Annotated in this window: 17 protein-coding genes and 1 riboswitch; of the genes, 9 read left to right on the top strand and 8 right to left on the bottom strand. The window is 66.1% G+C overall.

Going from position 1 to position 15,447, the window contains the following annotated elements:
- Window positions 1–151 precede the first annotated feature (151 nt).
- Complete coding sequence (locus ACFWF1_RS37685) at window positions 152–847, top strand: DUF2993 domain-containing protein (protein ID WP_379290887.1); 696 nt, start codon at window positions 152–154, stop codon at window positions 845–847.
- 26 nt (window positions 848–873) lie between these two features.
- Here the strand turns inward: ACFWF1_RS37685 and ACFWF1_RS37690 are convergent, their stop codons facing one another.
- Window positions 874–1,755 carry a helix-turn-helix domain-containing protein gene (locus ACFWF1_RS37690; RefSeq protein ID WP_379290889.1) on the bottom strand — a complete coding sequence of 294 codons (882 nt, stop codon included), beginning with the start codon at window positions 1,753–1,755 and terminating at the stop codon, window positions 874–876.
- A gap of 101 nt (window positions 1,756–1,856) precedes the next feature.
- Here ACFWF1_RS37690 and ACFWF1_RS37695 point away from each other — a divergent pair, with 101 nt between their 5' ends.
- Both ACFWF1_RS37695 and ACFWF1_RS37700 read left to right on the top strand, forming a co-directional pair.
- The gene (locus ACFWF1_RS37695) at window positions 1,857–2,762 is read left to right on the top strand and encodes an MBL fold metallo-hydrolase (protein ID WP_379290891.1); all 906 of its coding nucleotides are present in this window, start codon (window positions 1,857–1,859) and stop codon (window positions 2,760–2,762) included.
- Window positions 2,763–2,790: 28 nt separating this feature from the next.
- Entirely contained in the window at window positions 2,791–4,230 is a 1,440-nt protein-coding gene (locus tag ACFWF1_RS37700; RefSeq protein WP_379290893.1) for a carboxylesterase/lipase family protein, read from the top strand.
- A 6-nt stretch (window positions 4,231–4,236) separates the two neighbouring features.
- Here ACFWF1_RS37700 and ACFWF1_RS37705 read toward each other — a convergent pair whose 3' ends face one another.
- The 4 genes from ACFWF1_RS37705 to ACFWF1_RS37720 form a co-directional block, all read right to left on the bottom strand.
- Window positions 4,237–4,497: a hypothetical protein gene (locus ACFWF1_RS37705; protein ID WP_379290895.1), complete on the bottom strand. Its 261-nt coding sequence runs from the start codon at window positions 4,495–4,497 to the stop codon at window positions 4,237–4,239.
- 26 nt (window positions 4,498–4,523) lie between these two features.
- Window positions 4,524–4,853 (bottom strand): hypothetical protein, encoded by a 330-nt coding sequence (locus tag ACFWF1_RS37710; RefSeq protein WP_379290897.1) that lies wholly within the window; start codon window positions 4,851–4,853, stop codon window positions 4,524–4,526.
- A 266-nt stretch (window positions 4,854–5,119) separates the two neighbouring features.
- Window positions 5,120–7,111, bottom strand: coding sequence for an NAD-dependent DNA ligase LigA (ligA, locus tag ACFWF1_RS37715; RefSeq protein ID WP_379290898.1), 1,992 nt, complete (start codon window positions 7,109–7,111; stop codon window positions 5,120–5,122).
- 69 nt (window positions 7,112–7,180) lie between these two features.
- Window positions 7,181–7,633 (bottom strand): MarR family winged helix-turn-helix transcriptional regulator, encoded by a 453-nt coding sequence (locus ACFWF1_RS37720; protein WP_379290900.1) that lies wholly within the window; start codon window positions 7,631–7,633, stop codon window positions 7,181–7,183.
- 92 nt (window positions 7,634–7,725) lie between these two features.
- On the opposite strand from ACFWF1_RS37720, the gene ACFWF1_RS37725 reads away from it, so the two are divergent.
- The 3 genes from ACFWF1_RS37725 to ACFWF1_RS37735 all read left to right on the top strand — a co-directional run bounded on the left by ACFWF1_RS37725 (window position 7,726) and on the right by ACFWF1_RS37735 (window position 10,238).
- Entirely contained in the window at window positions 7,726–8,421 is a 696-nt protein-coding gene (locus ACFWF1_RS37725) for an SDR family NAD(P)-dependent oxidoreductase (protein WP_379290902.1), read from the top strand.
- A 53-nt stretch (window positions 8,422–8,474) separates the two neighbouring features.
- The gene (locus tag ACFWF1_RS37730; RefSeq protein ID WP_379290904.1) at window positions 8,475–9,224 is read left to right on the top strand and encodes a HEAT repeat domain-containing protein; all 750 of its coding nucleotides are present in this window, start codon (window positions 8,475–8,477) and stop codon (window positions 9,222–9,224) included.
- Window positions 9,225–9,284: 60 nt separating this feature from the next.
- A riboswitch (guanidine-III (ykkC-III) riboswitch) is annotated at window positions 9,285–9,352 on the top strand.
- A 10-nt stretch (window positions 9,353–9,362) separates the two neighbouring features.
- Complete coding sequence (locus tag ACFWF1_RS37735; protein ID WP_379290906.1) at window positions 9,363–10,238, top strand: MBL fold metallo-hydrolase; 876 nt, start codon at window positions 9,363–9,365, stop codon at window positions 10,236–10,238.
- A gap of 161 nt (window positions 10,239–10,399) precedes the next feature.
- Here the strand turns inward: ACFWF1_RS37735 and ACFWF1_RS37740 are convergent, their stop codons facing one another.
- Window positions 10,400–11,299, bottom strand: coding sequence for a class I SAM-dependent methyltransferase (locus ACFWF1_RS37740; protein ID WP_379290908.1), 900 nt, complete (start codon window positions 11,297–11,299; stop codon window positions 10,400–10,402).
- 204 nt (window positions 11,300–11,503) lie between these two features.
- Between ACFWF1_RS37740 and ACFWF1_RS37745 the strand changes: the two genes are divergently transcribed.
- Complete coding sequence (locus ACFWF1_RS37745) at window positions 11,504–11,692, top strand: hypothetical protein (RefSeq protein ID WP_379290910.1); 189 nt, start codon at window positions 11,504–11,506, stop codon at window positions 11,690–11,692.
- 56 nt (window positions 11,693–11,748) lie between these two features.
- Here ACFWF1_RS37745 and ACFWF1_RS37750 read toward each other — a convergent pair whose 3' ends face one another.
- Window positions 11,749–12,450: a DUF2306 domain-containing protein gene (locus ACFWF1_RS37750; RefSeq protein ID WP_379290912.1), complete on the bottom strand. Its 702-nt coding sequence runs from the start codon at window positions 12,448–12,450 to the stop codon at window positions 11,749–11,751.
- Between the two features lie 543 nt (window positions 12,451–12,993).
- Between ACFWF1_RS37750 and ACFWF1_RS37755 the strand changes: the two genes are divergently transcribed.
- Window positions 12,994–13,362: a hypothetical protein gene (locus ACFWF1_RS37755; protein WP_379290913.1), complete on the top strand. Its 369-nt coding sequence runs from the start codon at window positions 12,994–12,996 to the stop codon at window positions 13,360–13,362.
- A gap of 23 nt (window positions 13,363–13,385) precedes the next feature.
- Here ACFWF1_RS37755 and ACFWF1_RS37760 read toward each other — a convergent pair whose 3' ends face one another.
- Complete coding sequence (locus ACFWF1_RS37760; RefSeq protein WP_379290915.1) at window positions 13,386–14,585, bottom strand: FAD-dependent oxidoreductase; 1,200 nt, start codon at window positions 14,583–14,585, stop codon at window positions 13,386–13,388.
- Between the two features lie 155 nt (window positions 14,586–14,740).
- On the opposite strand from ACFWF1_RS37760, the gene ACFWF1_RS37765 reads away from it, so the two are divergent.
- Window positions 14,741–15,346 carry a TetR/AcrR family transcriptional regulator gene (locus tag ACFWF1_RS37765; RefSeq protein ID WP_379290917.1) on the top strand — a complete coding sequence of 202 codons (606 nt, stop codon included), beginning with the start codon at window positions 14,741–14,743 and terminating at the stop codon, window positions 15,344–15,346.
- Window positions 15,347–15,447: the final 101 nt, after the last annotated feature.

Genomic DNA, 15,447 nt, shown 5'->3' on the forward strand with positions numbered 1-15,447 from the left:
CCGAAATCTCTCGCTGTCCACGACGGCGGCCTCCGGATCGCCCCAGCTCCTCGGGCCTATCCGACTGATCGTGTCCATCGACACCCCCGCCGGAGCCGAGATGTACTCGACCAGGCAAGCATGATGGTGGGATGACCGAACCGGTGAGCGCATGCGCGCATTTCTGATATTGATCATTGTGCTGGCGATCGCGCTGGTCGCCGGCGACCGAGTCGCGGTCGTGCTGGCGCAGAACGAGATCGGCCGCAAGATCGCGGCAGACTACCAGCTTCCGCAGCAACCGAGCGTTGATATTCGCGGCGTCCCGTTCCTGACCCAGGCGCTGGACGGCAAGTATCACGACATCGGCATCCGGGTGGGCGACTGGAGCGAGCAGAACCTCTCCGTGCACAACCTCGATGTCACACTGACCGATGTGGCCGCGCCGCTGACCGACCTGCTCAACAACCGGACGTCGAATCTTGTTGCGGCAACGGCGACGGCGACGGCCGTGGTTCCCTACGACACCGTAAAGGGTTACGCGCCAAAGGGAGTGGAGTCGATGTCGGACAGCCCGGACGGGCTGCGAGTCACCGGGACCTTCTCGGTGGAAGGTATCCCGGTGCCCGCGACGATCGTCGTCACCGTCGCGCCGACCGACAACGGGATCGAGGTCACGCCGGTGTCGGTGCAGTCGGCGGCGGGCGGACCCGCGATGCCCCTGGCGATGCTGCGCCGAACCCTCACCTTCGTTGTGCCGCTACAGAAGCTGCCGCTCGGCGCGAAGCTGACGGCCATCCAGCCGGGCCCCAACGGACTTCAGGTGACCGCGGTGGCGCACGACGTGCACTTCTCCGACCTGCCGTAAGCATCCAAATCTGTTGCAGCGCTGTGTTATACAGATACTGACGTCGTCCGGGTAACGCCCTCGCTCGCCTGTCGGAGCAATGCGAGGGCTTCCTCGGCGGGCGAACCCGCGGGGGTCGTGCACACGATCAGCGCCTGGTCGGGGGCGCGGGCGATCGAGAGGGTCTGCTGCGTCACCGTCATGGCGCCGACGACGGGATGGTGCAGTTCGTAAGACGCTGCGTCGCAGGGTGTCACGCGATGATCGCCCCACAGTGCCACGAACTCCGGGCTTTTCATCGTCAGCTCGCCGATCAGTTCCGCGAGCAGCGGGTCGTCCGGGTACTTGCCGACGGCGATGCGCAGGTTGCCCACTACCGCGCGCGCCTTGCGTTTCCAGTCCGCGTACAGCTCGCGGCAGTGCGGGTCCAGGAAGACGATCCGGCTCATGTTCGGCCGCCGCGCCGGGTCGTCCGGGCTGTGGAAGTCCAGATGTCCGGCGAGCAGGGCGTGTCCGAGGGCGTTCCACGCGAGCACGTCCGTGCGTCGGCCGAGCACCAGCGCCGGGACGCCGTCGACGGCGCGGAGCAGGTCGCGCGTCTCGTCGACGAGTTTCTCGGGCCGTGGCCGGCGCACCCGAGGGGTATGGCGCGCGGCGTCGGCGAGGCGGTCGAGGTGTGCGCGCTCGTGGTCGTCGAGCAGCAGCGCACGGGCGACCGCGTCGAGTACCTCGGCCGAGGCCCCGCGCGACATCCCCTGTTCCAGCCGTGCGTAATACGAGACGCTGACCCCCGCCAACTGGGCCAGTTCTTCGCGCCGCAGACCGCTCACCCGCCTGCGGGGTCCGGTCTCGCGCAATCCGACGTCCTCCGGCCGCAGCCTCGCCCGTCGGGCTTGGAGGAAGTCGCCGAGTGGTCCGGGTCCGTCCATTTCTCCAGTATCCAGGGACGGGTCGGGCGCAGCCACACCCTGCCAGTGGTAGGACAAAGCGGGAGTGGTTGGTCCGCGTTTCGATGTCCAGGCTTGACCACATGGAACAGATCACCCTGGGCAACGTCACCGTCACCCGCATCAAGGAGTTTTACGGCACGGTCGAGATGGGCCCCGACCAGTTCTTCCCGGACAGCCCGGAGGGCTCGTGGGAGGAGCACCGCGGCGAGCTGGCACCCGACTTCTGGAACGTCGAAACCGGCGAGTGCCACTCGGCGCTGCAGACCTGGCTGCTGCGCAGCGAGGGGCGCACGATCCTCGTCGACACCGGCGTCGGCAACCACAAGGACCGGCCGTACGCACCCGTGTGGAGCCGCCTCGACACGAACTACCTCGACAACCTCGCCGCCGCCGGGGTGTTCCCCGAGGACGTCGACGTCGTCATCAACACCCACCTGCACATCGACCACGTCGGCTGGAACACCCGCCTCGACGGCCGCACCTGGGTGCCGACCTTCCCGAACGCCACCTACCTGATGCCGTTGCGGGACTTCGACTTCTGGAACCCGGTCAACGAGTCCGAGACCGTATTCGGCCGCGGCAACCAGAACGTCTTCGAGGACAGTGTCACGCCGATCCACCAGGCCGGGCAGGCCCACCTGTGGGACGGGTCGTATCGGATCGACAAGAACCTGCGGCTCGATCTCGCGCCCGGCCACACACCGGGTTCGTCCGTGCTGACCCTGGAGTCAGGCGCCGACCGGGCGCTGTTCGTCGGGGACCTGATGCACACCCCGCTGCAGATCGTGGAGCCGGACATCAACTCCTGCTTCTGCGAGGACCCGGCCGAAGCCGGCGCCACCCGGCACAAGCTGCTCGGTCAGGCCGCCGAGACCAACGCGCTCGTCTTTCCCGCGCACTTCGGCGGCCAGGGTGCGGCGACGGTCGAGCGCACCGGGTCGAAGTTCTCGATCAAAGAGTGGGCGGGCTTCTCCCGCATCTCCTGAACCCTCCCAGATTAGGAAGTGTTTCCCGATGCCTGAATATCCAGACCCGGTCGTCGAAACCCCGGCGGGCGCCGTGCGCGGCGGGCGCGACGAGTCCGGTGAGTTCTTCCGTGCCATTCCCTATGCGATGGCCCCGGCCGGTACCCGTCGTTTCGCGCCGCCCACGCCGCATCCGGGCTGGTCGTATGTCCGCGACGGCACCCGGTCCGGGCCGACGGCTCCCCAGCCCGCCCGCGATTTCGGCAAGCTCGACATGATTCCCTACTTCGGACCCGGCTGGGTGCGGGGCGCGGAATATCTGACCGTCGATGTCCGCACCCCTGCCAGCGACAGCGGCAAACGACCCGTCATGGTTTTCGTGCACGGTGGCGGGTTCGTCACCGGCTCGACCCGGGCCGCGCTCTACGACGGCAGCGCCTTCGCTCGCGACGGCGTCGTGCTCGTCACGGTGAATTACCGTCTCGGCATTCCTGGTTTCCTCGACCTGGAAGGCGCTCCGGCCAACCGTGGGTTGCTCGATGTGGTCGCCGCGCTCGGCTGGGTGCGCGACACTGTCGCCACTTTCGGCGGTGACCCGGACAACGTCACGGTGTTCGGTCAGTCGGCGGGTGCGACGATCGTCGGCGCTCTGCTCGCCACACCGGAGGCGAAAGGTCTGTTCCGTCGGGCGATTATCCAAAGCGGTAATGGCACTGGTGCTTTCACGCCGGAGCAGGCGCGGCGGGTTACCTCGGCGGCGGCCGCCGCGCTGGGTGTCGCCCCGACTGCCGAGGCGTTCGCCGCGATTCCGGACGAGCGTTTCCTGGCGATACTGCCTGCCTTGGGCGGCCTGGACCTGCGCACCGACACCGCCACGGATCCGTTGGTCGGTCTCAGCCCGTTCAGCCTGGTGCTTCCGGTCCAGCCTGCCGACGGTCTGGCCGATGGCCCGGCCGGTGATGTCGATCTGTTGATCGGCACCAACACCGAGGAGGGGCGCCTATACGTTGTGCCTGCAGGCAATTTGGAGTCCTCGACCGAGGCCGACCTGCTCGCTGTCGCCGACCGCGTGTACCAAGACCCGGCGGCGGCGGTCGCCGAGTTCCGTGCGGAACGGCCGGATGCGACACCTGGCGAGCTGCGTTCCGCGGTGCTCGGGGACGCCTTGTTCGAGACCGGGACGGCGCGAATGGTGCAGGCGCACACGCGGATCTCGGGTGGTCGCACCCACGTCTACTCGTTCGGGTTCCGCTCGACAGCTCTGGACGGGCGGCTCGGCGCTACCCACACCGTCGAGCTGCCGTTCGTGTTCGACGTGGTCGACGAGCCGTGGCTGCGCGGGGACACCGGCCTGCTCGGTCCCGGCGACGTGCCGGTCGGTCTCGCGGCCGAAATGCACAGTGCCTGGCTAGCTTTCGCGCGGACCGGGGATCCGGGCTGGGGCGCATATGACCCGCGGCAACCAGTGGTGAAAACCTTCGCCGACTGATGTCGTCTATCGCGCGTTATCTGGTGCCATCGCCGGGTTGCAGACACGGCTGCTAGTTGCCGCATACGCGATCGACGCGACGAACAAGGCCACGAACGCAATCCCCAACGCGGGCATAGCGAGCGCTTGCGCCTGGTTCAGGTACTCCGGCGTGCGGCTGTTGTATCTATCCACCCCCAGCAGCCGCCCGGCGGGGCACTGCCAATCATCGGCGTCCCCGCCGTCGGACATGAACCAGCAAAAGATCGTCAGCCCGGCCAGATACACCCACAGCAGTCAGATCATGAGTATTCCTACCGGACAGTGGCCGGTGCTTCCACCCCCGCGTGTTTGGGCAGCAAGAACATCAAGGCCCACATCACGATCAAGACGCCACCGACCCACCACAGCACGCCGGTGAACGCGTCGCGGTTGAGCGCACTCGCGGATGAGCCGCCGGTGGCGGCGAAGAACCCGAGCCCGGTCAGGGCGACGCCGAAGGCCGCGCCCAGTTGTAAGGCGGTGTTGAACAGGCCTGAGGCCGAACCGGCGCTTTCGTGCGGAACTTGCGCGAGAGTCAGGTCGGCGACCGGTCCGCCGATCATGCCGAGACCGAACCCGAGCAGCAGAACGGGGACCGCCATCGCGAGCAGGGTCAGGAAATGACGAAAAGCAGGGATGGGTGACGCAACTCAGGCCAGCGCGACGTCCGCCCCGGACACGTTCAGAAATCAGGACGTGGGGGTACAACGGACGGCTACATGGCCTGGGATATAAGTCACCACCTCGAATCCTCTACAGAATGAACCGGAGTCCGAACCGCCGCCGAAGGATTCTTCGGGGCGGGGACTCAGCCACGGTACGGCACCCGCCGGGCCGCGCGCACCCGAGATATGCGGCCCGGCGAGGTCTAGACGACTTTGGCGTCGATCAATAGGTTCCAGATCTCGCCCTGGTCGACGACCTCGACGCCGAGTTTCTCCGCTTTGGTCAGCTTGCTGTCGCCGACTCCCGCGCCGGTGATGAGCATGTCGGTGTTCGCCGAGACCGAGGATGCCGCGGTCGCGCCCGCCTGCTCGCACAGGCGTTGGAACGTTGGGCGGGCGACCTTTTCGCCGGAGCGTGGGTCGCTGATGGCGCCGGTGATCACCACCGTCTTGCCTGCCAAGGGGGCGCCGGCCGCGATGACCGGGGGAAGGTCTTCCTCGCGTACGTCGAGGGAAACGCCCGCTTCGCGCAGCCGTTCCAGTTCAGGACGCAGGCGGGTGAGGTGTGCGACCAGGGAGGCGGCGACCTTCGGTCCGATATCCTCCACCGCGACCAGGCGTTCCTCGCCTGCGTCGGCGACCTCCTCCAGTGAGCCGAAGCCCGAGCGGGCCAGGCGCGCGGCGGTGCCGTCGGAGGCCATCGGGATCGCCAGGCCGATGAGTGCGCGGCGCAGGCCGACCTGGCGGCTGGCATCGATCGAGTCGATCATGCGCGCGGCGGAAACCTCGCCGATGCGGTCGAATTCGAGCAGGCGCTCCGCGGTGAGGGTGTAGAAGTCCGACGGGTTCTCCAGAATGCCCGCCTCGGCAAGGCGTTCGATCCACACGCCACCGATCGCGTCGATGTCCGCGGCCGCGCGCGACGCCCAGTGGATCAGCCTGCGCACCGTCTGTGCGGGGCAAGCGACGTTGGTGCAGAACAATTCTCGACTGTTGCCCTGCTCGGTCACCGGCTGCCCGCATGAGGGGCAGACGGCGGGCGGCACGATCTCGACCTCCTCGCCCGTGCGTTTGGCGGCATCGAGTACGCCTGCGACGAACGGGATCACGTCACCCGCGCGGCGGACCAGCACCGTGTCGCCGACCTTGATGTCGCGGGCCTTGATCACCTCTTGATTGGCCAGCGTCGCCTTGGTGACCGTGGTGCCGCCGACGAACACCGGCTCCAGCCAGGCGACCGGGACGATCTTGCCCGTCTTGCCGACGTCCCAGATCACCTCGCGCAGCAGCGTGGTCTTCTCCTCGGCGGCGAACTTGAACGCGAGCGCGCCGCGCGGGGAGTTCGAGCGAGTTCCGGCCGCCGCGTAGGCATCTCGGTCGGCCAGTCGCAGCACCGCGCCGTCGAGGTCGTAGTCCAAGTCGTTGCGGCCCTGTTCGATCGCGGTGATCGCCGCCTGCGCCTGCTCGGCGTCGGCGCAGTGCCGCATCTGCGCACCCGCGATGCCGAGAGCTCGCAGCCCCTCTTCGAGGTCGACCGCAGCCTCGTCGTCAGCGGTGTCCAAGTCGAAGCCGAAGAACTGCAAGCGTCGTTCGGCGACCGTGGCCGGGTCCTTCGCGCGCAGCGTGCCCGCGGCGGCGTTGCGCGGATTGATCAGTGGCTTGTCCGGATGCGCCGTGTTGTAGGCGAGGAAGGTCGAACGCAGCATCACCGCCTCGCCACGCACCTCCACCCGGCCGGGGACGTCGATCTGCGCGGGGATGCCGTCGACCAATGCGCGGACCAGCATGGTCACGTCGTCGCCGGTGGTGCCGTCGCCGCGGGTCACCGCGCGGGCCAGCCGCCCGTCCTCGAAAACCAGAGCCAGGGACAAGCCGTCGAGCTTCGGCATCACCACCACCGACTGGCCGGGGAAGCGATTGAAGAACGCCTCGACCTGCTCCGGCTTGGTCGCCTTCTCGAGCGACAGCATCGGCCGCGAGTGCCGGATCGGGGCGTGCAGCACGGCGGGCGCGCCGACCTGATCCAGCGGATTCGGGTCCGGTGTGAGGTCCGGGTTCGCCTCGATCAGGGCACGTAGTTCGTCCTCGACCGCGTCGTAGTCGGCATCGGCGACCAGCGGCGAGCCCTGATAGTAGGCGTCGCGCAGCGCCACGATGCGATCCGCGAGCTCTTGGATATGTTCCCCAGTTTCCACAGCACCAGACGCTACCGATACCCACCGACACCTGCGCGCATTGGCGGCCGGGTGCCGCGGATCGGCCCGCTACTGGCTGGCGACGATCACGGTGTGCAGGTCGTGCTTCAGCCGTTCGGCGGCCGATTCGCCGAGCGCGGCCAAGAACATTCGCTCGCACTCGTCGATGACGCGCATGCCGCGTCGCAAGATGTCGCGTCCCTTTTTGGTGAGGCCGACGGTGTTCTTGCGGCGGTCGCCGGGATGGGGGCGACGCTCGACCCAGCCCTTGACTTGGAGCTGGTCGATCAACGCGACCATGGTCGTGCGGTCGATGCCGAGCAGCTCTGCCACTTCTTTCTGGGAGCGGCCATCCTGCTCGTTCAGGCAGTTCAAGGCCGCCCACTCCTGTGGGGCGATGCCGATCGGCGCGAGTTCCGTCGAAGTCAGCGCTCCGTAGCGCAGGGCTGCGTGTTTTAGCAGATACCCCAACCGGGGGACTTCGCCTTCGTCAGAGGGGTGCGGCTGGTCTTGGATGGGCACGGCATAACCATATACGGTTCTGATCGTCAGTAATGCTGATGATCAGATACCATGACGAGTGTTCTGATTCTCGTTGCTATCGAAGGTGTTTCATGTCCAAATCGATCGCAGTATTCGGCGCCGGTCCTGGCCTCGGTCAAGCCGTCGCGCACCGCTACGCACAAGAGGGTTACGAGGTGGTGCTCGTCGCCAGACGCCGCGAACCACTCGAGTTGTTCGCCAAGGACCTGGGTGCCACAGCGCACGTCATCACCGCCGACCTGGCCGACACCGATGGCGTTCCCGCACTGGCCGCACAGATTCGCGCTGCGGTCGGCGATGTCGACGCGTTCTATTACGGCGCTGCGGCCGACGGGTTCGTCCCAGTGCTCGACCTGACGCCGCAGCGCGTGCAAGACCTCATGCGGCTCGGCGTCTACACATTGCTGGAACTGGTGCGAGAGTTCTTGCCTGCCATGCTGATCCGAGGAAGCGGCGCGATCCTGAGTGCGCAAGGAGCCAGTGCCCTGCAGGGCAATCCGCGCGTCGCAGGCGGGCTCACCCTGGCCGCGCAACGCAATTATCTCCAGGCGTTGCATGCCGAGGTGGCCGAGAAGGGCGTCTATGTCGGCGGCCTTTATATCGGTGCGGGTATCGAGAACAGTGCCTGGCACGCCGAGATGGAACGCGCCAAGGCTGCGGGTGAGCCGTTCTGGGAGGTGCCCACCGTCGACCCCGCTCATCTTGCCGACCTGCTCTGGGATATGCACCACGCCGAAGACGAAGGGGACGCTCGATACCCCGCGTAGGCATCGCCGATATCGGCTGGGATCCATAGCACAAGATCGCTACGGTTAATGCTGTGGCCCTGTTGGTGCACCTGACACCGGAGAAGAATGCTCGTCGAATCCGCCGGGCGGGCATTGCCATGTCCGGTTATGGCGGCGGGGTGTTCTGTATGCCGGTGATGCCGTCCTATGTGCTGTCGAATCAGTGGTTGCGTGAGTTGCGGCGCGGGGGACAGCGGCTGATTGTCGCGGTGCATTTCCGGATATCCGACAACGAACCCGTCCGCGTGGGGCACTACTCGGCAGCCGGGACGGAAATGACTGCGGCTGAGGCCGTTTCGCTGATCCTGCACGCCGAGGATGCGCGCGGATACGAGATCGTCGTACCCCGTCCGATCACCCCTGCCGAGCTGCATCGGGTTCGACATGTACGGCAGGTGACGGGGTGGCGCTATCACCCGAACGCGCACGGTCGTCGGCCGTGCGCCTGTCCAGCCTGCCTGGGGCGCGGCGGGTTCAAGGCTGCCGACCTGCGCCGACGATACCCCACCGAATCCCCGGAGCTCACGAAACCGCAACTGCTGGAACAACTTCGGAATGCGGCGGATGATGACGAGCTGATGGACGCGCTCTACGGCTTGGGCCGTCGTAGTCGTGGCGCTGTCGCCGACGTCGCGTACCTGGTCGACCATGCCAACCCCGAGGTTCGATACGCGTTCGCGTTCGCATTGCGCAGATATCGTGGCGGCGAGGCACGGCGACTACTGGCCCGCTTGGCCGCCGATCCTGATTCCGATGTCCGTGCTGCCGCGGCGCGACCGTAGCGGTCGTGGATCTGTTGGCGGGCATGGCATTCGGCCGACCTGCAGTGCCGTGGTAATTTCGCAGCGGCGGCTGTACGCGCCTGCCCCGGACGAGATGCGCCGTACCCGGCCTGCCAAGACGACGCACGAGGAGGCGTCATGAGCGCGCGCACATCGCTGATCGATTTCGCTGGGAGAACGCCCCAGCGTCATGTGTTGGACGTCCGGTGGATCCACGGTTCGGAGTCGGCCAAGCACAACACCGACGATGACATCCAGGTTCATGGCTACGACGAGCACACCGTCATCCTCCGGCAGAATATGGCGGTCAATTACGAAGCCCCCTTTCTGTTCTTGCTGTTCGGCAACGATCGTGCGGTGCTGATCGACACCGGTGCCACCGCGTCCGCCGAGTTCTTTCCGCTGCGTCGCGTGGTCGACGAGTTGATCGAGGGCTGGCTCGCGCGTCATCCGCGAGCGGGGTATCAGCTGCTCGTGCTGCACACGCACGCGCATGGGGACCACGTCGCGGGCGACGGTCAGTTCATCGGCCGCCCGGACACCACGGTGATCGGCGGTGACTTGGCGACCGCGTGGAAGTTCTTCGGGTTCACCGAGAATCCCGACGCTGTGGCGCGGGTCGACCTGGGCGGACGCGTGCTGGAATGCCTGGCTACGCCCGGGCATCATCAGGCGGCGGTCACGTTCTACGACCCGTGGACCGGGTTCCTGCTCACCGGCGACACGGTTTATCCCGGGCGGCTCTACATTCAGAACTGGTCGGCTTTCGCTCGCAGCATCGACCGGCTGATCGAGTTCGCTGATCGGCGACCGGTTACCTACGTTCTCGGCTGTCACATCGAAATGACCAGCGAACCGGGGGTAGATTATCCGATTCGCACCACCTATCAGCCCGATGAGCCGCCGTTGCAGATGACGACCGACCAGCTGCGGGAGATCCGTGCCGCGATCAACGAAATGGGTGATTCGCGCGAACCGCAGGCGTTCGCCAGCTTTGTGTTGTGGCCCGTTTGATGGCGCAATGGTCTTGCGGCACAGCGTGATCGGCTGACGGACGGCCTGACTGGCTGATGTCCGCCACCGAATTCGGATGAGTCATCCGGGATCTGCCGCAGCCGTGCCGTACCTGCCGCTGGGCGCGGCCGAATCGTGCTCCCGTTCGGTGGCCGACTGCGTCATGGTGTGCGCGGTTTCGCGACCGTCACCCAGCGCGAGCTGTGGAACATCGGCGCGAGCGGTTCCGGGATCGGCGGCAATTCGCGGTTGTAACGGGCGGCCAGTGTCGGCACCTGCTCCGGGTTCGCCGACCAGCCGCGGGCGGCGAACCAGTCCTTTGGCTCGATGCGGTGATCGGTGTAGAACAGCTCGCTCAGATCGATCTCGGCCATCGGTGAGTTCTGGGTGTTGTCGCCCTGGTGCTCGGTCACCTGATCCAGATTCTGATAGTCGCCGATCCAGTCGAAGGCCAAATGGCTTCCGGGCGCGGACAACTGGGTGATCTGATCGAACAACCCCTCTTGCGCCGCGCCGGGCAGATACGGCAACAGGCCCTCCGCCAGCCACGCCGTGGGCGCGGACGCGTCGAAACCCGCGTCGAGCAGTTCGACGGGCCAGTCCTCACGCAGATCCACCGCGACCTCGCGCCGATCGGCCGACGGCTGCGCGTCGTTGTCGATGAGCACTCGGCGCTTGAATTCGAGCACCTCGGGCTGATCGAGTTCGAACACGACGGTGCCCGCGGGCCACGGCAGCCGATAGGCTCGCGCGTCCAAGCCCACAGCCAAAATCACCGCCTGGCGTACTCCGTCGGCGGCCGCGGCGAGGAAATGGTCGTCGTAGAACTTGGTGCGCAGGCCGATCATGCCCGAGCCGAGCAGCCAATCATCCTGGGCCGCAGGGCCTTCGAGCATGGCTATCATTCGCTCATGACCGGAGGCCCGGACGAACAGTGCGGCGTACTCGTCGCGCACCAGTGGGTCAGGTTTGGCGGTCTCCATGGCTCGGGCGGCGGCGATGCCCAGTGCGGTGGCGCCGACGCTGCTCACGATGTCCCAGGAGTCTCCCTCAGCACGCACGGCATTTCCTCCGATAAGTAGCTATGGCACAGCACAATACGAACGGTCGGCACGATCTTAGGTCCGCCGACCCAAACTACGCCCAACGGGAATCAACCCGACGCGCCATGGAAGTTGTTCGCGCGCAGGCGCACCGCGCGGCGTGCGTAACACGGTGGCGCCAGGTGCGATTCAGCTGGTATCGACCAGTGATCGAGGTGCGAGATGACCAACACCCAGCTGAAGGTCATGCTCGGCATGGCAGCGGCAATGGTGATCGCCATCATCGCGGCGACGTTTGTCGCGACCATCGGGGATGACCACCCTGCGATGCCCGGGCCAGGGCTCTGCTTTCCCGTAGTCACGCTGCCGCCGCAGCCGGATCAAGGGCAATTTTGCCGGTACCGTCCGTAGCCATCCGCGGCACCGATCGCTCCGAATACCCGTGGATGACTCGCTCGATCCGGAATTCACGATTGTCCAACTTTTGCGAGGCCTTGTGGGACTGCCTTTCGGCGGACTACTGAGGGGCCGCGGCGGGCCAACGGCGACAGCGTGCGCTGGATGATGAAGTATTCCGCGACAAGCACATTGCCCAGGAGGGAGGCCCATGCGCTCGCGGTATAGATGTCTCGGTACTCCAGTGACGGGATGAATTTCGCCACTTCCGTACCGGCAAGCAGGTATAGACGCAGCGTGACTGCCGCGAAGGTCAACGCGTAGTTGCGAATCATCCAGATGCGGTGCAATTGCACTTCGCGGCGGCGGATCGTTCGATAGCCTTTCGCGGCCGTGTACAACCACGCCACCACCAGCATGTAAAAGGCGACCTGCAACGGGAAACCGCTCGGCGTCACTGCGGCGGCATACGACGCCGCGGCCGAGGCGGCCAGGACCGAGACCAGGTACACCCGGCCCGCTATCCGGTGTAACCGAGGGAAACGAATCCGCAACTGCGGCACGAACTGCCACGGCCCGATGATCAACGCCAGACCAGCAGGCACTGCGTGCACCACCAGGCTCGCGTAGTACCCCACGATGCCGCGGTCGATCGGCACGGTCGAACTACCGAACAGGTACGGCGTCACGAAGAAGACTGCGATACCGATCGCCAGTGCGGTCAGCAGACCCCACAAGGACCACCACCAGCGCCGACGAACTGCCTGTGACATGACTGCGGACATACGACGACTCCCATGCTGCGATCCTCTGACGTAACACATGTAAGGCTACGGCTGTAAGTCGATTTTAGGCAAGAGGTAACAGCTGTAAGTTTTGCAAACGTTTGGTGCCGGGTGAACGAGTCTCAGGCGCGGATCGCGAGGTCGGTGGTACCGATTCGGGTGGGGCGGACGGTGCCGTCACAGTGACAGATATTTGCGCGTAGCTGAGATCCGAATACCGTGCATCGGGAGTGAACTCTTCGGAAATTCGATCCGCGACTGTCGCGCTGACCTGCTCTGGTGCGAAGTGGGGACGGGGGTATGGAACGAGTGTGGCGGTCCTAGGGGAGAATACGGGCGTGCGTGATGTGAGCAGGATGAAGTTCGGAGATCAGCTCGGGGTAGTACCGACGGTCGTGGCGTCGGCGGGTGCCATGGCACTCGTCGGCTGGTAGTTAGATGTCGGAGCGGGAAAATCCGGGATCCTTGCCCGGGCCAGGGGAAAACAGATTCGACGCGGTGGAACGATTGCGCAGGAAACTGGAAGGACTGATGGCGACCGAGACCGGTCGGGCCGAGGCGGGCGACGGCGCGTCGAAACTCATCCGGCTGCCGCACCGCCCGCGGCGTATGACGGAGGACGCCGGCGAGCGGCCGCGTAAAACTTGGCGTGCCGAGGGCGGCTCCCACTTCGACCCGGCACCGACCAGACCCGTAACTCGATCGGAACTACAGGGTGAGACAGGCGCTTGGCCGGTCGACCCCGCCCGCGCCCCGGAGCACGATCCGAGCGGAGCCGAGCAGGACGCGAGCGTTATCGACCTCGGCGCGTTGCGGCGGAAACGAGCCGGTGACGACGGCCCGGCCGCCGGTATCCGGCGCATGGCCAAGCCTCGGAGAATCCGACCCGACACCCCGTAGTTTCGATTTCCGGGGGATGGTTGCTATGCGCTTTCGGTTTGCCTGCGCCGATATTCGGCCGCCCTCGCCTCGTAGTTCTTGTGCTCCTGTGCGTGGTCTGGGGGAAGGTGCGGTGCGTCGGGGGAAGTGGTGGCGAAGAACCGGGTGAGCGCGGTATTCGAGCTCACGGCGAGTTCGGCGGATCGTGGGAACATCGTTGTTTCGTAGCGTGCGATCGCGTCGTCCAGGGTGTTCTCTTTTTTGATGGCGTGTGCGAGTTCCGCGCCATCGAGTAGTGCGAGGTTGGTGCCGTGGCCGCCGAAGGGGGCCATCAGGTGGGCCGCGTCGCCGATCAGGGTGACACCGGGGGTGTGGTTCCAAGTGAGCGGGGCGGGCAGGGCCCAGAAGCTGCGCAGTACGTAGTCGCTGTCGTTGTCGGTGATCAGGGGGCGCATGATCGGGGACCATTCACTGAATTCCCGCAAGAGGTAGGCGCGGACGGCCGAACGGTCGGTGATGTCCACGCCTGCCGTGACATACCAGTCGAGTTCGGCGCGGAAGGCCACGTAGCCGCGGACCACGCCGTTGCTGTTGCGCTGGACGATCACCGCGCGGCCTGCGCCGTCACTGGAGAACATGTGACCGTTGCCGACGATCGCGGCGACGTCAGGGTGTTCGGTGTCGACGTCGTCGAATCGGGCGTCGAGAAAGCAGACGCCGAGGTACTGCGGTATCGCGTCGGTGAGTAACCGGCGAACCGGCGACCACGCGCCGTCGGCGCCGATGACGAGGTCCACTTCCGCGCTGGCGCCATTGGCGAATTCCAGTCGGTGCGTGCCGTTTTCGGCAGGATTGGCCTGCAGGAGTTTGTGTCCCCAGCGGACTGTGCCGGGGTGCAGGTGTTCATAGAGCATCGTTCGCAACTGGCCGCGGTCGATCTCGGGAGCTGCCTCGTCGCCCTCGTCGGGAGTGAACACGGCCAGGACGGTGCCGTGCTGGTCCCGGCGGCTCTTGGCCTGGCCCTCGACTCGGGCCAAGGCCCGGAAGGCGTCCATCAGCCCGGCGTCTTCCAGTGCGATCTGGCCTGCGTCGGCGTGTAGGTCGAGTGTCCCGCCCAGGTCGCGGGAGTCCACGGCGTCGTCGGCGTCGTACACAGTCGGCTGGATGCCGTATCCCTGCAGGATGCGGGCGCACATCAAACCGGCGGGGCCGCCGCCGATGATGGCGATTCTGGGTGTGGTCATGCGAGTAAATCCTTTCCGAACATGGTGCGGCGGTGTGGGTTGTCGCTGCTGGGCGCAGGCCGGGTGGCCTGCCTCGTTCAGGATAGGTTGATCCGTTCTAAAAGTGCAACTGTTCTACATTTATATTTGTTCTACCCACAAGGTAAGGTGAGCTCATGACCGAACCGGGACGTCGCGAGCGCAAGAAGGCCGCCAACCGTCAAGCCATTGCGGACGCGGCGGTGAAGCTGTTCCTGGAGCGCGGCTACGACGCGGTCGGTGTGCGGGAGATCGCGGACGCCGCCGACGTCTCGGTGGCCACGCTGTTCAAGCACTTTCCCGACGGAAAGGAAGCACTGGTCTTCGACCAGGACGAAGACCGCGAGGCAGCGCTCGTCGCCGCCGTCCGCGAGCGTCCGGCCGGGCATTCCATTCCGCAGGCGCTGCGCCGGCTGCTGCACGATGAGCGCTCCCGGCAGGTCCGCACCGACCCTCGCTTCGCAGACTTTCTACACCTGATCGACTCGACTCCGGCGCTGCGCGAGCACGCTCGCCGCATCTGGCTGCGCCACGAAAACGCCGTGGCCGCAGCGATTGTCGCCGACATCGGACTGCCCGAGGGTGATCCCGTCGCCCAAGCGCTGGCCCACTTCGCCCTCGAAGCTGTCACCCTCGTGCACGGACAAGACGACCCAGAGTCGGCACTCGACGGAATCTTCGGGCTGCTCGACGCCGGGTGGACGGCCACGGTGCGGGAGTCGACGAGGCGCGACCGCACCTGACTACTCCGGCTGGTACGGACGCAACCATCCTGGTGCGACCGATCCCGGCGATCCGCATGGCAACAGCTGGCACTATGACCGAAAAGGTAACTGGCACAACG

The organism is Nocardia sp. NPDC060255 (assembly GCF_042727395.1).
Classification (GTDB): domain Bacteria; phylum Actinomycetota; class Actinomycetes; order Mycobacteriales; family Mycobacteriaceae; genus Nocardia.

What these genes read in the sequence shown, in the direction of transcription:
- ACFWF1_RS37685 (WP_379290887.1), top strand. Translation starts at nt 152, where the DNA reads ATGCGCGCATTTCTGATATTGATCATTGTGCTGGCGATCGCGCTGGTC.
- ACFWF1_RS37690 (WP_379290889.1), bottom strand. Translation starts at nt 1,755, where the DNA reads ATGGACGGACCCGGACCACTCGGCGACTTCCTCCAAGCCCGACGGGCG.
- ACFWF1_RS37695 (WP_379290891.1), top strand. Translation starts at nt 1,857, where the DNA reads ATGGAACAGATCACCCTGGGCAACGTCACCGTCACCCGCATCAAGGAG.
- ACFWF1_RS37700 (WP_379290893.1), top strand. Translation starts at nt 2,791, where the DNA reads ATGCCTGAATATCCAGACCCGGTCGTCGAAACCCCGGCGGGCGCCGTG.
- ACFWF1_RS37710 (WP_379290897.1), bottom strand. Translation starts at nt 4,853, where the DNA reads ATGGCGGTCCCCGTTCTGCTGCTCGGGTTCGGTCTCGGCATGATCGGC.
- ACFWF1_RS37725 (WP_379290902.1), top strand. Translation starts at nt 7,726, where the DNA reads ATGTCCAAATCGATCGCAGTATTCGGCGCCGGTCCTGGCCTCGGTCAA.
- ACFWF1_RS37735 (WP_379290906.1), top strand. Translation starts at nt 9,363, where the DNA reads ATGAGCGCGCGCACATCGCTGATCGATTTCGCTGGGAGAACGCCCCAG.
- ACFWF1_RS37745 (WP_379290910.1), top strand. Translation starts at nt 11,504, where the DNA reads ATGACCAACACCCAGCTGAAGGTCATGCTCGGCATGGCAGCGGCAATG.
- ACFWF1_RS37750 (WP_379290912.1), bottom strand. Translation starts at nt 12,450, where the DNA reads ATGTCACAGGCAGTTCGTCGGCGCTGGTGGTGGTCCTTGTGGGGTCTG.
- ACFWF1_RS37755 (WP_379290913.1), top strand. Translation starts at nt 12,994, where the DNA reads ATGGCGACCGAGACCGGTCGGGCCGAGGCGGGCGACGGCGCGTCGAAA.
- ACFWF1_RS37760 (WP_379290915.1), bottom strand. Translation starts at nt 14,585, where the DNA reads ATGACCACACCCAGAATCGCCATCATCGGCGGCGGCCCCGCCGGTTTG.
- ACFWF1_RS37765 (WP_379290917.1), top strand. Translation starts at nt 14,741, where the DNA reads ATGACCGAACCGGGACGTCGCGAGCGCAAGAAGGCCGCCAACCGTCAA.